The following is an 18,701-nucleotide window of genomic DNA, read 5'->3' as shown; positions in this document are numbered from 1 at the left end:
GATTTTGCACTTTGCTAAGTGTGTTTCGACAAAGTGAATGCCATGGACGACCTTGATCAAGAAATTCTAAGCGCGCTTCGCCATAATGCTAGAATACCGGTATCCTCTCTCGCCGCGATGACCGGCGCCTCGCGTGCGACCGTTGCCGGCCGTATCGACCGGCTTGTTGCAAGCGGTACCATTGCCGCCTTTACCATCCGGACCGGCCATGAAACGCGCGCCGCCGGCGTTCGTGCGATCGTCATGATCGAGGTACTCGGCAAGCTCGCCGACCGAGTAGCCGATCAGCTGCGCGGTCTCCCGCAGGTACGCGCGCTGCACAGCACCAACGGCAAATGGGATTTCGTTGCGGAGCTTGAGGATCGCGATCTCGTCTCCTTCGATGAGACGCTCCGCCGTATTCGGCTCATCAACGGCATCAATTCGACTGAAACAAATATCCTGCTGAAAACCCGCAAGACCGCATTCTAGTATTCATGTTCGTAGACGATGCCGGCTTCGCCGGCACCATTTCCACCCGCCGCACCACGTAATTTCACGCCCCGCCCGACATCGAGATTGATGATCGCCTTGGCGCCCGCTTCGCCGCCTTGCTGCAACTCGAAATAGGTGCGTTCGTTCAGATAGCGGCCGACGCTGACACTCGTCTGCCCCTTCTCGTCGGTGCTGATGTTGAGGTCGTCGACACCAAGCTGGTTGCGGAGCCCCTCGAAAAGCGAGGTCGAACGTCCGCCCGCCAACTGGCTCACAGCATCGGCGAGCTGCGCGATCTGGACCGGCGAGAGCTTCGACATGGACTGGCCGAATATGAGCTGCGCCAGAACTTCATCCTGCGGCAAGGTCGGCGAGGACGAGAAGGTGATCGAGGGATCTGTTGCAAGTCCCGTGACATCGACGGTGAGCCTCGTTGATCCCGAAGTGGAGCTCGCTTCCATGTCGAGCGCCGGCGTCAAATCGCCAGCAAATGTAATGCGGCTCTTGTCGGTGAAGTTCAGGCGGCGATTAAGCATGGTCAGGCGTCCGCGACGCATGGTAAAGCCGCCGGAAACGACGGGCATTGCCGCTGTTCCCCTGATCGTGACACTGCCGCCAAGTTCCGAATCGATGCCGCGCCCGCGGACGTAGATCTTCGACGGCGCGTTGATCTGCAGGTCGAGCGCGAGCGTCGTCGATTTCTCGCCGGGCTTTTGGGCTTCGTCGCGCAGCTGGGCACGCACAGCAGGTGGTGCATTCACGTGCTTGATGTCGATCTCGCGCAGTGAAGTAGGCAGCCTGTCCGGCACGGTGATCGATGCTTTTTCGACGTTCAATCGGCCGCTCAGCGCCGGGTTGGTAAGAAGCGGACCCCGCAGAGCGAGATTGCCATCGACCGTCGCGACGACAAGCGTTCCGTCAACGTAGACTGCCCTGTCCAGCCTAACCTCGATGTTCACCGGATAGCCACTGCCTGGCCGGATTCCGACCGTGCCGCTCGCCGTAACCCTGCCGCCGCTCGCGAAGTTGCCGCTCAGGCGGGAGATGGTGGCCTGCTCGCCATTCATCGTAATGTTGGCGACAACATTATTGAGCGCAAGATTCCTGCGGACATCGACCAGCCTGGCACCGCTGGTCGAAATAGACCCGTTGATGACGGGGCCGGCGGCCGTGCCAGTGATCCGGAGGTCAATATCGGCGTTACCTTCTGCGACAAAGCCCTGTTGCGCCAGCTGTGCGCCCATGATGGCAAAGGGGAGGTTGCCGCGGAACTGCAAGTTAAGGGCCCGACCGCCGGTGATCGCAACGGTGCCGCCGCCCTTCATCGAAAGGCCGCTGTCGCCGGTAAGGTCGGTATCGATGGTGAGTGTGTTGTCGGCGAGGTTGCCGTTGGCGGCTATTGCAAAGGGCGAGAGCCCGACGCCTTTGGTCTGGCTGGTCGATGCATCCTTCCAGTTGAGCTTGAAATCAACCTTCGGAGCGGAAAGCGACCCCGAAACCGTTGCGGTTCCGGAGACCGTTCCCTCCACGGCGAGGCCCGGGACGAAACCGTTTGCCACGCTCGCCGGTAGATTGGAGACATTGGCATCAACTTTGAGGCTCTTGACGACCGTGCCCTCTATCATGACGTTGCCGCCAGCTTTCAGCGTCATGTTGTCAGCGCCGTTCATGATGGCATCGAAGTCGAGTCTGTTGTTGGCAAGCTTGCCTGTCGCGTTCATCGCGAGCTGGGACAGTCCTGCCTTCCTGGTGTGGCTGGTCGCCGCGTTCTTCCAGTCGAGTTTGAAATCGGCTGTCGGGGAAGCGAGGTTTCCCGCGGCCACGACCGTGCCAGAAAGGACACCTTCTGCTGCAAGGCCTGGCACGAAATTGTTGGCGATGCCTGCCGGTAGATTGGCAATGTCGGCCTCCACCTTCAGGCTCTCGACTCTCTGGCCGGCAATTGCAAGATTGCCGATCGCTTTCAGCGAAGCTCCGTCAGCTCCGCTCGCATTCGCGTCGAAATCAAGCTTGTTGTCGGCAAATTTGCCGATCGCGCTGAGGTTCAGCGACGACAGCTTGGCGCCCTTCGTCTGACTTGTCGCCAAATCCTTCCAATCGAACTTGAAATCAACGGCAGGTGAGGAAAGCGTCCCAGAGGCTTTCACCGTTCCCGAAACAGTGCCTGCGGCAGCCAGGCCCGGAACAAAGCCGTTCGCCACACTTGCGGGAACATTGGTGACGTTCGCTTCAATCTCCAAGTTCTGAACAGTCGTTCCAGAAACAACGACCTTACCCGCCGCTTTCAAAGCTACGCCATCCGCGGCATTCGCACTTGCATCGAAGTCGAGCTTGTTATCGGCAAATTTGCCAGTGGTGCTCACCCCAAGCGCTGTCAATCCGGCACCCTTGGTCTGGCTTGTGGCTGCGTCCTTCCAATCGAGATCGAAATCGACAGCCGGCGCAGAAAGTGTTCCTGATGCTTTGGCCGTTCCCGAAATCGTCCCTTCGGCGGCAAGTCCGGGCACGAAGCTGTTTGCGAGCTTTGCCGGAACATTGTTGAGATTGGCATTTACGTTAAGACTTTGGAGCGCCGTGCCGGCGATCACAATATTCCCGTCCGCGCTCAGCCGCGTGTCGGCCGCACCGGTCAGGTCTGCATCGAAGTCGAGCTTGTTATTTGCAAGTTTGCCGGTGGCACTCAGGCCGAACGGAGCAAGCCCTGCCTGTTTCGTCTTACTCGTGGCTGCGTCCTTCCAGGCAAGATCGAAATCCACAGCCGGTGCGGAAAGTGTTCCTGACGCTTTGGCCGTTCCCGAGACCGTTCCTTCGGCGGCAAGTCCGGGCACGAAGCTGTTTGCAAGCCTTGCCGGGACATTGTCGAGATTGGCATTTACGTCGAGGCTTTGGACCGCCGTGCCGGCCATCACAACATTGCCGTTTGCCTTGAGACCCATTTCGGCTGCGCCCGATAGGTCTGCATCGAAGTCGAGCTTGTTGTCGGCGAATTTGCCAGTGGCGCTCACCCCGAGCGCTGTCAATCCGGCACCCTTGGTCTGGCTTGTGGCTGCGTCCTTCCAATCGAGATCGAAATCGACAGCCGGCGCAGAAAGTGTTCCTGATGCTTTGGCCGTTCCCGAAATCGTCCCTTCGGCGGCAAGTCCGGGCACGAAGCTGTTTGCGAGCTTTGCCGGAACATTGTTGAGATTGGCATTTACGTTAAGACTTTGGAGCGCCGTGCCGGCGATCACAATATTCCCGTCCGCGCTCAGCCGCGTGTCGGCCGCACCGGTCAGGTCTGCATCGAAGTCGAGCTTGTTATTTGCAAGTTTGCCGGTGGCACTCAGGCCGAACGGAGCAAGCCCTGCCTGTTTCGTCTTACTCGTGGCTGCGTCCTTCCAGGCAAGATCGAAATCCACAGCCGGTGCGGAAAGTGTTCCTGACGCTTTGGCCGTTCCCGAGACCGTTCCTTCGGCGGCAAGTCCGGGCACGAAGCTGTTTGCAAGCCTTGCCGGGACATTGTCGAGATTGGCATTTACGTCGAGGCTTTGGACCGCCGTGCCGGCCATCACAACATTGCCGTTTGCCTTGAGACCCATTTCGGCTGCGCCCGATAGGTCTGCATCGAAGTCGAGCTTGTTGTCGGCGAATTTGCCAGTGGCGCTCACCCCGAGCGCTGTCAATCCGGCACCCTTGGTCTGGCTTGTGGCTGCGTCCTTCCAATCGAGATCGAAATCGACAGCCGGCGCGGAAAGTGTTCCTGATGCTTTGACCGTTCCCGAAATCGTCCCTTCGGCGGCAAGAGCCGGAACAAATCCATTGGCGATGCTTGCCGGAAGGTTGATGACATCGGCATCGATGTTCAGGCTCCGTACGTCCGTTCCGGCAAAAACAACATTTCCGCGGGAATTCAAGGACAGTCCCTCGGAGCCATCGATGCTTGCGTCGAAGCCGAGCTTGTCGTCGGCAAACTTTCCGGTCGCGGCGACGCCGAATGGCGCAAGATGCGCGTTTTTGGTGTGGCTTGTCGCGGCATTCTTCCAGTCAAGCTTGAAATCCGCAATCGGCGCCGTCGGCGTTCCCTTGACCGACACCGTTCCGGAGATAGCACCTTCGGCATTCAGATTGGGAACGAAACCGTTGGCGAGACTTGCGGGCAGCTCGCTGATGACCGCATTGATGTCGAGCGTCTCGCCCGCCGAGCCGGTTACCGCCACGGAGCCGCTTCCGGTCCTGACCGTGAGGCCGCTCAGCGCAGCCTGGCCGTTGTTAATCGCAATCTGGGCGGGTTGGGAGAGTTCAACCGGAATGTTGCGCGGTTCGCCTGAAAATCGATCGAGCCGGATCGTCGTCCGGCCCGCTTTTGTTTCAAGGTCACCCTTCACAAACACCGGACTATCGTCGTAGGCAGCGTTAAGGTCGAACTTCGTGCGGTTCTGTTGCTGCACGAAGTTCAGCACCGGTTCAGCGAGCCTGTTGGCGCCTGCCGACATCTCGCCTGCCTTGACGATGCCGTTGGCGGCGAGGCCTTTGAGGTCGGTGACGGTGATAGCGATAGCCGGTTTCACGATCGAAAATGTATCGCGCTGCAAACCATTTCCTGTGGCCGTCATCTTTAACGCAATCTTGCCATTGTCGTTGGCGATGTCGAGCGCACCATTAAGATCGCCTTGGGCTCGCTGCCCGAAAAGTGCAGCTAGCAGGCCGATATCGGGAAAATCGAAGGTGAGCGCTCCGGTGGGCTCGAAGCGCGAGGACAGCTGGATATTGCCTTGCAGCCGGTTACTGCCGACGTCCGCACTGAGAGACGGGACGCTGATGATGCCGCCTTTGGACTGTGCGTCGGCAACGATGGAAATCGGCTGGCCGTCGATCGTGCCCTTGGCATTGATGGTACCTTGGGGTGCGTCAGGATCAGCGGCGCCGGAAATCCTGACCTCCAGATCACCAAGCGTTCGACCAGCGGTGCGAAGGGTTGCGGCCTTGAGATTTGCCGTGATCGCCAGTGCTGTCAGCGGGCCGCTGGCATTGACCGTATAGCTCGCCTCGCCTTCGGCGGTTTCCAGAAGCTTCGCTACATTTGGCAGCCGCCCCGAAAGGTTGGCGGTGAGGCTTTCGCCGTCAAGCATCACGGAGCCGGCAGTTTCGATCGTTCCGGATTTGACGACGAGATCCGAGAGGTTGATCTTGGACGGAATGGTTCCGGCGATCTGTGTATCGATCGAAATCGGAGCATCGAAGCGCGGTGCGATAGCAGGCGGCAGTGCCGCGGGCTGAATGGTAAGCTTGGCGTTACCCGTCAGCGTGTTGTCGGTGAGTTTGTAGGTGCCGTTGACGGTGCCGCTTGCTTGGGCGCTTTCCAATGTCGTCCCGTTGAAGCCTACTCCATCGGCGGCGATTTGCAGCGGCGCGGCAAGCGTCACAGGACCTTGTACTGCTCGATTGATATCCGGGTTCATGAACGTCGTGTCACCGGCAACCATACGCAATTGAACGGCACCGGAACGCTTGGCCAGGTTGAAAGCGTCGCTCTTTGCAGTCAGTTTCACGTTGCCGATCGTCGCTTGTGGCAATGTTGCGGCATCGAGCGAAGCGCTGGCGTTCAGCCGCGCCGACTGCGCATCGCCTGTGAGGGCCAGGTTTAGACCGGTCACCATGAAACGGGCTTCGCCATCGGCAAGCGGCCAGCGGAAATCGACCGGGCCGGACGTTCCGAGCACGTTGACGTTCAGGCTGTTGTTGCCCGCTCGATCCAGGGTGCCGGACGCCGCAATGACGACGCTGCCGGTTGCTATGTTGCCGGTCTGGATGTCGAGTTTGCCCCTATTGTTGTAGGTGGCGGAGACATCGATGTTCGTCTGGCCGGAGAACAATGGCCGGAAGGCCGGCGGCAGCAGGGTGTTCAGGTCACCGCCGCCCTTGAGATCAAGATGGTGCAGACCGTCTTGCGTAAGCGCATGGTGTCCTTTGATCGAAGCCCGTTGCTGGCCGTCCAGGGCGGCTTGAAGCCTGCCGTTCCAATCAGAAACCGGCCCTTCGCCATCGACGACGATATCGACTGAAGGATCGCCAGGCAGCGACAGGAAAGCGGCAAGCAAACCGCCCTTCGGTTCAGATAGCTGCGCCTTCAGCCTCAACTGGTTCTGATCGGGCATGAACGCCAAATCGGCCGAGAGCTTGGCGTCGGGCACATCATGACGGCTGATATTGATTACGACATTCCCGCCATTCTGGTCGGCCTGCAGATTGCCGCCGGCCGTTAAAGTAAAGGCGCGTCCCGCGAACTGCTCGCTCAGATTGATGTCAGATATAACGATCCTGTCGACATCGATCTTGATCGGCAGGCTGAAACCCTCGTCTTCACCGCTTGCTGGTTGTGAGGGAATAGTACGCACCGGCTTTCGGATTATATTGACAGAGCCGAGGGAGAGTTCGCTTGCGTGGAACTCGCCTCGCAGCAGCGCCAACGGGTTCCAGTCTATCGAGAGACCGGAGATCTGTGCGAATACTCCGCGCGTGTCTGAAACCGTTATCTCCGCTGCGCGCAATCCGCCGGTAAGCAGACCGCTTGGCTCGCGGACCGCAATCTTCATGTCGCGGTTGGAAAGCTCTTCCGCGACTTCTTCCGTGACAATACGCGAGCCGAACGAGGTGAAACCGAAGATCGCAAAGGCTATCGCGGCAAGAATCAGTGCTGCACCGGTCGCAACGCCGATTACATGGATGGTCCAACTCACGAATTTCGTCAGCGCTTGCATGAAGGCGGAACTACCCTGTTCGTCATTGTTCGCGGGTTGAAATCCGCGAATGTCGCATTCTAGAAAGACTGGCCGATCCCGGCATAGATGCCGTAATTTGTGCCATCCTCGTACTTGTTCAATGGTACGGCAAAATCAAGCCGCAGGGGGCCAAAAGGCGTGGCGTAACGAATTCCGATACCGGCCCCGGCACGGATATCGGAAAAATCGGGAAATTCCTCGCTTCCAACTGTTCCGACGTCGATGAAAGGAACGATGCCGATGGTCTCGGTGATCCTGACGCGCGCTTCCAGCGAGGCGGTGACATAAGATTTTCCGCCCGTCGCTTCATCCTCGGAGTTGTAGGGGGAGATCTCCTGATAGCCATACCCTCGAACCGAACCGCCACCTCCGGCAAAAAAACGTCTCGTTGCGGGAATGTCCGGTAATTCTCCGCCGACCAGCATGCCGGCCGCCACCTTGCCAGCGAAGATAACATTGTCCTCAATGCCGATCGACTGGTAGCCGGTAATCGAACCCTCGAAGGACGAGAAGATCGTGCTGCCGAACATCTCATAGCTCGGCGTCGCTGCAAGCGTTGCCCGGTACCCTTCCGTAGGGTTGAGTTTGTTGTCGCGTGCATCGCGCTCGTAAGTAAGCGGCAGGGCGAAAGTCAGATATTCGTTGTCGCCAAACGCGTCATCGTCCTTTTCATAGCTGATTTCAGCGCTCGCCGAGGCGGTGTCCTGATCCGTCAGCTCGTAAGACAGGCCGAGCGAGGCGGTGATGAGCGAGGCGTTGTAGGCATCCGGATTCTCGGTCTTTGCGAGAATGCCGGCCTTCAGCGTTGCGGCAGGGAAAAACGCGCCGGGTTTAGTGAAGAGTATACCAGTCGAGTAGTCGAGATTTCCTATGTCGTTTTCGCCCAGGCGGCCAACCGCGCCCTCGATTCGAAGGGATTCCGCTTCGCCGAAGAGATTGCGGTGTCCCCAATAACCTTGGACCCCCATGCCGTCGATCGTTGAATAATTGGCGCCGACACCGAAATAACGCTGCTTGCCTTCCGACACTTCGATGGTCATCGGCAACGTCCCATCGGCGGCGAGGCTATCGGCTTCGTGAATGGTGACGCTCGAAAAAACGCCGAGCGCGCGCAACCGCTCACCAGCCTTCTTGAGCGCCTCTGGAGAATAGGCTCCTCCTCTTTCAAGGCGCGAATAACGCTCGATGAAAGCAGGTCTAACGGCTTTCTGCCCGGTTACGTCGACATTGCCGATCGGGGCTACCGGACCACCTTCCGTCGCGATGACGATATCGACCGTCTTGGTGCGGTGATCGGCCACCACTTGCCGTGTGGTCAGCCTTGCAAGCGGTCGCCCCTCGCTCTTCAGCTGTTCGACGATCTTGTCCCCGGCCTTGATGATCGTCAGCGACCCGGCCTCTTGGCCGGGCGCCAGATCGTAATCTGCGGGATTGCGGGTTGCAGCATCGCCGCCGAACTGCACTTCCTTGACCCGAAAGGCCGGTCCCGGCTCGACAGCGACTTGAACGGCAACGGGCTTTGCCCGGTCGAAGGTCGGGTTGGGAGGAAGGTCGTCGATGTTCTTTCCGTCGATCGTGATCGTCACGACGCCGCCGTAGCGCGCTTTTTCGTAGAGGACCGCGATCAGGCGATCACGGTCGTCGCGTGCCTTGACGACAATGCCGAGGTCGCCCGAAACCGGGCGATCCTCGTCACCGACCAGACGAGAACTGTTTTCCAAAGCCTCTTTGAGATCGGGATCGGCGGTATCCGTCGTAAGATTGGCGTCATAGCGCACAGGATCGGGCACCTGCTCGCTGTCACTCTCGTCTTCGCCGAAAATGGTGATGCCGAATAGCTTGAATGCATAGGCCTCGCCAGTCAGAACCGGTGAGAACGCAGCCGCTGCCGCGATCACCATCATGGTGCCTGCCCGCCGATACGCAAAACCTGATTTCGGTGTCGTCCCTCTGATCTGCATCAGCCGCTTTTAATTACATGCGTTGCCCAGCCATTAACAGCTTAGCGGCAAAAATGCACGAGGTGTACCGATTTAAGCTCTTTTCGAGCTAATTTAGTACGAAAGATGAAAAATCCCGGTTGCAGCCGGGATTTTCGGACCTTGCACAACTGTGTCTCAGCGATAATCGCCGGGGCAATCGTCGATGTAGCGGCGACCATAGCGGTCGCGATAGTAGCATTGGCCGGGCTGTTCGGAGACTCTGCCGATGACGGCACCCGTGACGCCGCCGATCGCAGCGCCGACTGCGGCTCCGCGAACATTGCCTGTGGCGACCCCGCCGATGACCGCGCCTGATGCCGCACCGATCCCGGCACCCTGCTCAGTAGGCGTGCAGCTCGCGATCGAGAGGCCGATCAGAGCAAATGCGATTGCTTTCTTCATTTTTCTCTCCAAGGTTGACTGCCCGCTTGGCAGCCGCTGTCCCTTCACGGTGTCTTTTGACAATTAGAACTATGTCGCAACAGGATGGCGTCCAGTTTGAACCTGAAATTTTTGTGTCCACGGCTGTTTTCAATCCGATTCAGACGTCATGCGGAGTCATGCAGTCGTCCGTAGAGCAAATTTGGCAGAACTCCCCAAAGTAGCGGTTGATCCCTAACCGAAAAAGTCAAATGATGTTCCTGTGCCTGGAGGAGGCACGAGGAGAAAATCATGGTGAAGGTGAAACTGACGGTGAACGGCCGGGCGGTGAGCGGCGACTGTGAAGAGCGCACGCTTCTTGTCCAATTCATTCGTGAAAAACTCGGCCTGACGGGAACGCATGTCGGCTGCGATACGACGCAGTGCGGCACCTGCGTCGTGCACATGGACGGCAAGTCGGTCAAGAGCTGCTCGATCCTCGCCGTTCAGGCATCGGGCTCGTCGGTCACGACGATCGAAGGCCTGGCCGCAGATGGTGGGCTCCATCCGGTTCAGGCCGCCTTCAAGGAACATCACGGGCTCCAGTGCGGATTCTGCACGCCCGGCATGGTGATGACCGCGGTCGACATGATCGATCGTCATGGCGGGCAACTGGACGAACAGACGGTTCGCCAGGAGCTCGAAGGCAACATCTGTCGCTGCACCGGTTATCACAACATCGTCAAGGCCGTTCTTTCCGCCAATGCGGAGATGCACGGCGGCGCTAAGCAGGCTGCCGAGTAATTTCCGCAATTGCCTGGCCGACTGCCGAACACGATATTCTTTGGCGGAGTGCCGGGCCAGAACCCCATCGGGAGGACATCATGGGTGTCGAAGGAATTGGCGCACGGGTCGCGCGCAAGGAAGACAAGCGGTTCCTGACCGGCAAGGGCCGCTATACCGACGATATGGTCGTGCCAGGAATGAAATATGGCTATTTCGTTCGCAGCCCGCATGCGCATGCCAAGATCAGGAACGTCGATATTTCCGCTGCGAAAGCCATGCCTGGCGTCGTCGACGTGCTAAACGGCAAGCAATTGCGCGAAGACGGCATCGGCAACCTCATCTGCGGATGGATGATCCATTCGAAGGACGGTTCTGCGATGAAAATGGGCGCCTGGCGCCCGTTGGCGGTGGAGACGGTTCGCTATGTGGGCGATGCTGTTGCGATCGTCATAGCGGACTCGCTTGACGAAGCGCGCGACGCGGCAGAATCGGTCGTTGTCGACTACGAGGAACTGCCGGCTGTGATCGAGGCGGTCGATGCACTGAAACCTGGCGCGCCGCAAATTCATCCGGAAGCTGTCAATAACCTGATCTTCGACTGGGAGATCGGCGACGCCGCCGCTGCCGACCAGGCGATTGCGCAAGCAGCACACGTGATTGAGGTCGATATCGTCAATAATCGCCTCTCTCCCAATGCGATGGAGCCGCGCGCCACGCTCGGCATCTACGATGCAGGCGACGACCATTACACCTGCTACACCACCAGCCAGAATCCGCATCTGGCGCGGCTGGTCATGAGCGCTTTTTACAACGTGGCGCCGGAAAACAAGCTGCGGGTCATTGCACCGGATGTCGGCGGCGGCTTCGGCTCCAAGATCTACATCTATCCGGAGGAGATCGTCTGTCTCTGGGCATCCAAGAAGACCGGCGTGCCGGTAAAATGGACTGCAGACCGCACCGAGGCCTTTCTCACGGATGCGCACGGCCGCGATCATGTCTCCAAGGTCACGATGGCTTTCGATGCAGACAATCGCATCACGGCACTGAAGGTCGATACGATCGCCAATCTCGGCGCCTACATGTCGCTGTTCTCGTCCTGCGTGCCGACCTACCTCTACGCGACGCTGCTTTCCGGCCAGTATGACATCCCGGCAATCCACGCCAATGTGCGTACCGTCTATACCAACACCGCGCCCGTCGACGCCTATCGCGGCGCGGGGCGGCCAGAGGCGACCTATCTCCTCGAGAGGACAATGGATATGGCGGCGCGCGAGCTCGGCGTTTCGCCTGCTGAACTCAGGCGGAAGAATTTCATCCGCTCGTTCCCCCACCAGACGCCGGTCATTTTGACCTATGACGCAGGCGATTACGAAGCTTCGCTCAACGCGGCGATGCAGGCGGCCGATTGGGACGGCTTTGCTCAGCGCAAGGAGGAGGCTAGCCTCCGTGGCATGAAGCGCGGCATCGGCATGAGTTGCTATATAGAGGCATGCGGGCTTGCTCCATCGCAGGCGGTCGGCTCGCTCGGCGCCGGTGTTGGCCTTTGGGAATCCGCCGAGGTGCGGGTCAATGCCGTCGGTACCGTGGAGGTCTTGACCGGATCGCACAGCCACGGGCAGGGACATGAAACGACGTTCGCACAGCTCGTCGCGGGCCGGCTCGGCGTGCCGATCGATAGCATATCCATCGTTCACGGTGATACCGACAAGGTGCAGATGGGCATGGGCACCTATGGTTCGCGCTCCGGTGCCGTTGGCATGTCGGCGGTCGCCAAGGCGCTCGACAAGGTCGAGGCCAAGGCGAAAAAGATTGCCGCGCATCTCATGGAGGCGGATGAGAGCGATATCGTGATCGAAAATGGCGAGTTGAAGGTGGCGGGCACGGACAAGACGCTGCCATGGTTCCAGGTCGCGCTTGCCGCCTACACCGCCCACAATCTGCCTTCCGGGATGGAGCCGGGGCTGAAGGAGACGGCCTTCTATGATCCATCGAACTTCACGTTCCCGGCAGGCTGCTACATCTGCGAGGTCGAAGTCGATCCCGAAACGGGGACGACGAAAATTGTGCAGTTCGTCGCTGCCGACGACTTCGGCAATATCATCAACCCGATGATTGTCGAAGGCCAAGTCCATGGAGGCCTGGCGCAAGGCATCGGCCAGGCGCTGCTTGAAGGTGTTCATTACGACGAGAGCGGCCAGCTTTTGACCGCGAGCTACATGGATTACGCCATGCCGCGTGCCGACGACCTGCCATCCTTCGATCTGTCGCATCAAAACACCCCATGTCCGAGCAACCCGCTGGGCGTCAAGGGCTGCGGCGAGGCGGGCGCGATCGGCTCGCCGCCAGCGCTGATGAATGCGATCACCGATGCGATCGGCAACAACATGCTGACTATGCCAGCTACGCCGCAGAAGGTGTGGATGGCTGCACAACCAACCCACTGAGGAGGAACGGCCATGTATCAGACGAACTATCACCGGGCCTCGACAGTCGATGAGGCCGTGAGCATGATCACCGGCGCACCAGAGGGCAAATATGTCTCCGGGGGCATGACTTTGATCGCAACGATGAAGCAACGGCTTGCCGCGCCAAGCGACCTGGTGGATATACGCCACATTGAGTCGATGAAGGGTATCCAGGTCGAAGGCCGCAAGGTGCGGATCGGTGCGGCAGTGACACATGCGGAAGTGGCGTCTTCTGCCGCAATCGGCGCAATTTGCCCCGCGTTGTGCGAACTCGCGGGACGGATCGGCGATCCGCATGTGCGGAATATGGGCACCATCGGCGGCTCAATCGCCAACAACGATCCTGCTGCCGATTATCCGGCTGCGATCCTTGCCCTGAATGCCAGTATCGTCACGAATAAACGCGAAATCGCAGCCGGCGATTTCTTCACCGGCCTTTTCGAAACGGCGCTTGAGGAGGGTGAGCTGATCGTAGCGATCAGCTTCGAGGCGCCGGAGAAGGCCGGCTACGCCAAGTTTGCGAATCCGGCTTCCCGCTATGCCATGACCGGCGTCTTCGTTGCCAAGGGACAAGGCGGCGTGCGCGTCGCCGTAACCGGTGCGGGCTCCAGCGGTGTCTTTCGCCAATCTGCGATGGAGCAGGCGCTGGGCGCCAACTGGTCGCCGGCTTCGATCACCAGTGTCAATGTCGATCCGGCGGGGTTGATGTCGGACCTGCATGCCAGCGCGGAATATCGCGCAAATCTGGTGAAGGTGATGGCAAAGCGCGCCATTGCGAGAGCGGGCTAGCATATCGAATGGAGCCGGCTCGCCGGCTCCATCAACTGTGCAGGAACGCGCCCGGATCAGCGAGGGTGGCGGAATTTTTGTCTGGAATCATTCAAAAATATGGGCCATTTGCCGCAGTTGATGCTAAAGCGTGATGTAAGGGTTGACGCGCGATCGTCCGCTCAGCAAAACCGTCGCGCGATACTGGAGCACATGGATGGATTTCGAAGGATTTTTTAGGAGCGAGCTGGACGGGCTTCACAAGGAAGGCCGCTATCGGGTTTTCGCCGATCTCGAGCGTCATCGCGGCAGCTTTCCGCGCGCCACGCGCCATACGGCAGACGGTCAGAAGGACGTCACCGTCTGGTGTTCCAACGACTATCTCGGCATGGGCCAGAACCCGAAGGTGGTCGAGGCGATGAAGAAGGCCATCGACCACTGTGGCGCGGGTGCGGGAGGCACCCGGAATATCTCTGGCACCAATCACCACCACGTGCTGCTCGAGCGCGAGCTTGCCGATCTGCACGGCAAGGAAGCCGCGCTGATCTTCACCTCCGGCTATGTCTCCAACTGGGCATCGCTCGGCACGCTCGGCGCCAGGATCCCCGGGCTGATCATCTTTTCCGACGCGCTGAACCATGCCTCGATGATCGAAGGCATTCGCCACGCAAAATGCAGCAAGGTGATCTGGAAGCACAATGACGTGGCCGATCTCCAAGCCAAGCTCGCGGCCGCCGATCCGAAGGCGCCGAAGCTGATCGCCTTCGAGAGCGTCTATTCGATGGATGGCGATATCGCACCGATCAGGGAGATCTGCGATCTCGCCGACAAGTATGGCGCGATGACCTATCTCGACGAGGTGCATGCCGTCGGCATGTATGGTCCGCGCGGCGGCGGCATTGCCGAGCGCGAGGGGCTGATGGACCGGCTGACCGTCATCGAAGGCACGCTCGGCAAGGCCTTCGGCGTCATGGGCGGCTATATCGCCGCCTCGAGCGCGCTTTGCGATTTCATCCGCTCGTTTGCCTCCGGCTTCATCTTCACGACGGCGCTGCCGCCAGCACTTGCTGCCGGGGCGGTGGCCTCGATCCAGCACCTGAAGGTCAGCCAGTTCGAGCGCGCCCGCCATCAGGACCGGGTGCGCAAGCTGAGATTACTGCTCGACCAGCGCGGCATCCCGCATATGCCGAACCCGAGCCACATCGTGCCGGTCGTGGTCGGCGATGCGGCAAAGTGCAAGTGGATCTCGGATCTGCTGCTCGACAATTTCGGCGTCTATGTCCAGCCGATCAATTATCCAACGGTGCCGAAGAAGACCGAACGGCTGCGCATCACCCCGACGCCGCTGCATTCCGATGCCGACATCGAACAACTGGTCGCAGCACTCCATTCCCTCTGGTCACGATGCGCGCTCGCAAGGCAGGTCGCATAAGGGCGATCGGCTTCACCGAATAAGACGAGCCAGCACTCGAGACTTGTTCCCTGCTTCGGATTCGTCACCAGACCATCGGGACCAGTGGCTTGTCTCGACGTTGCGGTTGCACCGCTACACCGGGCGGAAAGAAGGACCGGTCCGCCCTCAGGCGGCCTTTTCGTTGACTGCAACCAGTTCGGCTGCAAGTCTGCGAGCTTCGGCGTCGGCCGCAAAGACGTCATCCATCGAGTGCGCGCCGCCCGTGCCGGCCATCCTGTCCATAACGGCTTCGACAATATCGGCCATTTGCAGGAAGCCGATCCTTTCGTCGACGAAGGCATGAAAGGCTACTTCCTCAGCAGCGTTCATGATTGCCCCTTGCAAGCCGCCTCGCTCCAATGCCGTGCGCGCGAGCCTGAGAGCGGGGAAACGACGTTCGTCCGGCGCTTCGAAGTCCAGACGGGAAAGCTTTGCGAAATCCAGGCGCTCGACATTCAGCTTCGGCCGGTGCGGATACTCCAACGCATAACCGATCGCCGTTCGCATATCCGGGCTGCCGAGTTGGGCGATGATGGATCCATCGGTATAACCGACCATCGAATGGACGATGGATTGCGGATGCACGACCACCTCGATCTGGTCCGGGCAGACGCTGAAAAGGTGCTTAGCCTCGATCATCTCCAAGGCCTTGTTGAACATCGAGGCGCTGCCGATGGAGATTTTCAACCCCATCGACCAGTTCGGATGGGCGCGTGCGGTTGCCGCAGTCACATTCGCCATCTCGGCGCGCGACCATGTGCGGAAAGGCCCGCCCGATGCTGTCAGGATGATCCGTTCGACGGCGTGCCGCTGATTTTCGTCAAGCGACTGGAAAATGGCACTGTGCTCGCTATCGACCGGGATCAACAGCCCGCCGCCGTTGAGTACTGCTTCGACGAAGAGATCGCCTGCTGAAACAAGGCACTCCTTGTTTGCCAGCGCGATCACCGCACCCTTGCCCGCTGCCGCCAGTGTCGGCGCCAGCCCCGCCGTGCCGACGATGGCGGCCATGACCCAGTCCGCTTCGATGTCGGCGGCTTCCGCCAGTCCTTGAGCGCCGGCCGCGACCGCAATGCCGCTGCCCGAGAGCTCGGCCTTCAGCAATCTGTATTTGCTGTCGTTTGCCGTGACTGCTAGCCGCGCGCCGGTCGACCTTGCCTGCTGCGCAAGGAGCTCAACATTCTCATTTCCGGTCACCACGGAAATTTCATAGCTCTCACGGCCGCCCAGCTGCTGGATGACATCGAGCGTATTTTGTCCGATCGAGCCCGTTGAACCAAAGATGCTGAGGCGCCGCGGCGCGTTTGTGCCGGTCGTCATGCGGGTTTTTTGCCGAAAATTTGCCATTAGCCTCTGGCTCTACAAGGCTTTGAAATGGGCGGCAAGTGTGCAGTGCAGCACTTTTCTGCCGTTGAGGGGTTTACACGATCAGCTTCGGATGTAATTTTGTAACGGTTCTGCGGGATTTAGCTCCGCGGTTGGTCTGCGGTCGCCTACGATTGATGCTGCGCCGCATGGCAAACGGCATCAGATGCCGGGCCAGTTCATACATCGGGAGGAGTTGAAGGGATGCGCGAAAGCGCATCAGCGGGTATTTGCGCCTCGCGTGCTGAGTGCGATTGGATTTGATGACGACGTTGAAGAAAATACTATTGTCGGGGGCATGCCTTCTGGGGCCACTTCCCGCCAAGGCGGACAATCTCCTGATCTGGGCGCCGGTGCGGGTTTCCGAGCAGTCCTACAAGGCGACGATGGGCTTTCGCCTTCCATTCGAATGGGAAACGAGCGCCGGCGCCGACCTGGCGCTCGCATCGACCGATGGCGAAGCCATCCAGCCCGGCTCCGGACAGGCGACCTTTTGGGGAAAAATCACAAAGGCGCGCGTCACGCCGGCAGGCAGGGCGCAAGAGGATGCAAGCCTCCGGATCGATACGTTGCGCGGCAGTGGTTCGCTCATGCTGAGCCGCTCGCGCAGTTTTATTCTCTCTGACTCGCTCGATCTGCAGACAAGCCGCGCTGTCAGCCTCGGCTACGCTCCCGTCGAAACACGTCAGACGTCGGTGACGGCAACCCAGGCGCTGAAACTGATCTATCCCTGGACGGGAACGTCAATTTCGGCAGGAAGCAGCTTGACCGATTTCGGCAAGGACTTTTCGACTTCGGTCGGCGTCAGCCAGGCTGTTCTTCCGAACCTCAATCTCAATGCTTCGGTCACTGATCCGCTTTCGCCGGGACGTTCAGCCAGCGTCAATGTCAACTACCGGGTAAGCTGGTAGGCGATCCCAAGATCGAGGTTGCAACAAAGCCGGATGCCTTTGCGTTTCTCCGCAATCCAACAGGAGGAACGATCATGGTATTCAAGAAGGCTACATTCCACGGGAGGCAGCCTGAAATCGAAGCAGTATCGATGGATCATGCATCGCTTGAAAGGGCAGTGGCTGGCGCGCTTGCGACAGCTGGCGGCATTGACGCTTCGGACGTCGAGGTCACCGCCGATGGCGACGACGTCGTACTTACCGGCACGGTTGGTACTGCCGATGAAATCGAACGCGCGACGGCCGTGGCCCGTGGCGTTCAGGGCGTAGCTTCGGTTCGAAACCGGATACTGGTTGGTTGAATGCAGCTCAGCCGGCAAAGCGCTCGCTAAGGAATACCGCGCCGTTGTCGGCACCGCCAGCGGTCGGTCTTTTCTGTTGTGACTGGGCCGGACGACTGATGAGCGACTGCAAGCAACAGGCCACTGATTGCGACGTAAGCAATTGCAAGGATAGTCATCTTTGTACGCATGACGAAACACTCCCTGTTTTGCCCTCAACGCCAACCCTGTTTCAAAGTTCCCAAAGACGATATCGAGTGCCAATTTGCTCGCTGTCGCTTTTCCGCCACGTGTCGAAAGAAAAAGGAAGCCGACCCACGCCGATTTGGGCTGCGCCTTCGAAATGTCCGTTTGCGATGTGAGCAGTGTTGGTTGTCCGCACCATGCAACCAAGGCGCGGCGCCAAGACATGCAGATAGGTGAAGTCAGCTTGGATCATTCTTCGACGACACACGTTATGTGTTTCAGAGTTGGTTCTTCGCTGGCTGAACACTAATGCCATCGCCATTTTAGTAAGGAGACCATGATGAAAAAGTCCATTGCGATGATAGTTGCCGCAGCATCACTGGCTCAAGCCTGCGTGACGGCTGCAAGTGCAGCAGACACGATTCGGCGCTACCAAGAGCCGGACGTACGCGGTGGAGTAAAGATTGGCCTCCTGACATGCGATGTCGGTGGCGGCCTCGGTTACGTGCTGGGCTCAGCAAAGGAAGCCGACTGCGTTTTCACTTCAAGTGTTGGTCAGGAGATTTCCGATCACTATACCGGCGACATCAGGAAACTTGGTGTGGATCTCGGCTTCACGACGCGCAGCCGCCTCATTTGGGCCGTCTTCGCGCCGACTGCCGGTTATCACCGCGGCTCGCTCGGTGGCCTTTATGTCGGCGCCGTGGCTGAAGCCACGCTTGGCGCCGGTGTCGGTGCGAATGTCCTGGTCGGTGGTACCGCGGGATCGATCCATCTCCAGCCTCTCAGCGTAACAGGCCAGCTTGGTCTCAATATTGCAGCAGCCGGGGCGTCGATGACGCTCACCCCTGCTTGACAGCTTTCGTTACGCCC

At 59.4% G+C, this 18,701-nt stretch carries 12 protein-coding genes; 8 read left to right on the top strand and 4 right to left on the bottom strand.

Features of this window, described 5'->3' with window-relative positions; all coding sequences use genetic code 11:
• The first annotated feature begins 42 nt into the window (after window positions 1-42).
• Window positions 43-471, top strand: coding sequence for an Lrp/AsnC family transcriptional regulator (locus tag AM571_RS19065; protein WP_074062744.1), 429 nt, complete (start codon window positions 43-45; stop codon window positions 469-471).
• Here the strand turns inward: AM571_RS19065 and AM571_RS19060 are convergent.
• From AM571_RS19060 to AM571_RS19050, 3 genes are all read right to left on the bottom strand, one after another.
• Window positions 468-7,211, bottom strand: a complete 6,744-nt coding sequence (locus AM571_RS19060) for a translocation/assembly module TamB domain-containing protein (RefSeq protein WP_074062743.1) — start codon at window positions 7,209-7,211, stop codon at window positions 468-470. The genes AM571_RS19065 and AM571_RS19060 overlap by 4 nt on opposite strands.
• 59 nt (window positions 7,212-7,270) lie before the next feature.
• Window positions 7,271-9,193 carry an autotransporter assembly complex protein TamA gene (locus AM571_RS19055; protein WP_196776295.1) on the bottom strand — a complete coding sequence of 641 codons (1,923 nt, stop codon included), beginning with the start codon at window positions 9,191-9,193 and terminating at the stop codon, window positions 7,271-7,273.
• A gap of 156 nt (window positions 9,194-9,349) precedes the next feature.
• Complete coding sequence (locus AM571_RS19050) at window positions 9,350-9,616, bottom strand: YMGG-like glycine zipper-containing protein (protein ID WP_074062741.1); 267 nt, start codon at window positions 9,614-9,616, stop codon at window positions 9,350-9,352.
• A 270-nt stretch (window positions 9,617-9,886) separates the two neighbouring features.
• Between AM571_RS19050 and AM571_RS19045 the strand changes: the two genes are divergently transcribed.
• From AM571_RS19045 to hemA, 4 genes are all read left to right on the top strand, one after another.
• A complete protein-coding gene (locus AM571_RS19045) occupies window positions 9,887-10,378 on the top strand; it encodes a (2Fe-2S)-binding protein (protein ID WP_074062740.1) in 492 nt (163 codons plus the stop codon).
• An 80-nt stretch (window positions 10,379-10,458) separates the two neighbouring features.
• Window positions 10,459-12,804 carry a xanthine dehydrogenase family protein molybdopterin-binding subunit gene (locus AM571_RS19040; protein ID WP_074062739.1) on the top strand — a complete coding sequence of 782 codons (2,346 nt, stop codon included), beginning with the start codon at window positions 10,459-10,461 and terminating at the stop codon, window positions 12,802-12,804.
• 12 nt (window positions 12,805-12,816) lie between these two features.
• On the top strand, window positions 12,817-13,614 hold the full coding sequence (locus AM571_RS19035) for an FAD binding domain-containing protein (protein ID WP_074062738.1): 798 nt from the start codon (window positions 12,817-12,819) through the stop codon (window positions 13,612-13,614).
• Between the two features lie 196 nt (window positions 13,615-13,810).
• A complete protein-coding gene (gene hemA, locus AM571_RS19030) occupies window positions 13,811-15,025 on the top strand; it encodes a 5-aminolevulinate synthase (RefSeq protein WP_074062737.1) in 1,215 nt (404 codons plus the stop codon).
• Between the two features lie 147 nt (window positions 15,026-15,172).
• Here the strand turns inward: hemA and dxr are convergent, their stop codons facing one another.
• Entirely contained in the window at window positions 15,173-16,366 is a 1,194-nt protein-coding gene (gene dxr, locus AM571_RS19025; RefSeq protein ID WP_074062736.1) for a 1-deoxy-D-xylulose-5-phosphate reductoisomerase, read from the bottom strand.
• Between the two features lie 308 nt (window positions 16,367-16,674).
• Here dxr and AM571_RS19020 point away from each other — a divergent pair, with 308 nt between their 5' ends.
• From AM571_RS19020 to AM571_RS19005, 3 genes are all read left to right on the top strand, one after another.
• On the top strand, window positions 16,675-17,322 hold the full coding sequence (locus AM571_RS19020; protein ID WP_074062735.1) for a hypothetical protein: 648 nt from the start codon (window positions 16,675-16,677) through the stop codon (window positions 17,320-17,322).
• A 74-nt stretch (window positions 17,323-17,396) separates the two neighbouring features.
• Complete coding sequence (locus AM571_RS19015) at window positions 17,397-17,663, top strand: BON domain-containing protein (RefSeq protein ID WP_074062734.1); 267 nt, start codon at window positions 17,397-17,399, stop codon at window positions 17,661-17,663.
• 505 nt (window positions 17,664-18,168) lie between these two features.
• Window positions 18,169-18,684, top strand: coding sequence for a DUF992 domain-containing protein (locus AM571_RS19005; RefSeq protein ID WP_074062732.1), 516 nt, complete (start codon window positions 18,169-18,171; stop codon window positions 18,682-18,684).
• The last annotated feature ends 17 nt before the right edge of the window (window positions 18,685-18,701 follow it).

This window comes from Rhizobium etli 8C-3, from assembly GCF_001908375.1.
GTDB classification, from domain to species: Bacteria; Pseudomonadota; Alphaproteobacteria; order Rhizobiales; family Rhizobiaceae; genus Rhizobium; species Rhizobium etli_B.
Note: the sequence above shows the minus strand (reverse complement) of the source record. Positions and strands in the feature narration are given on the sequence as shown.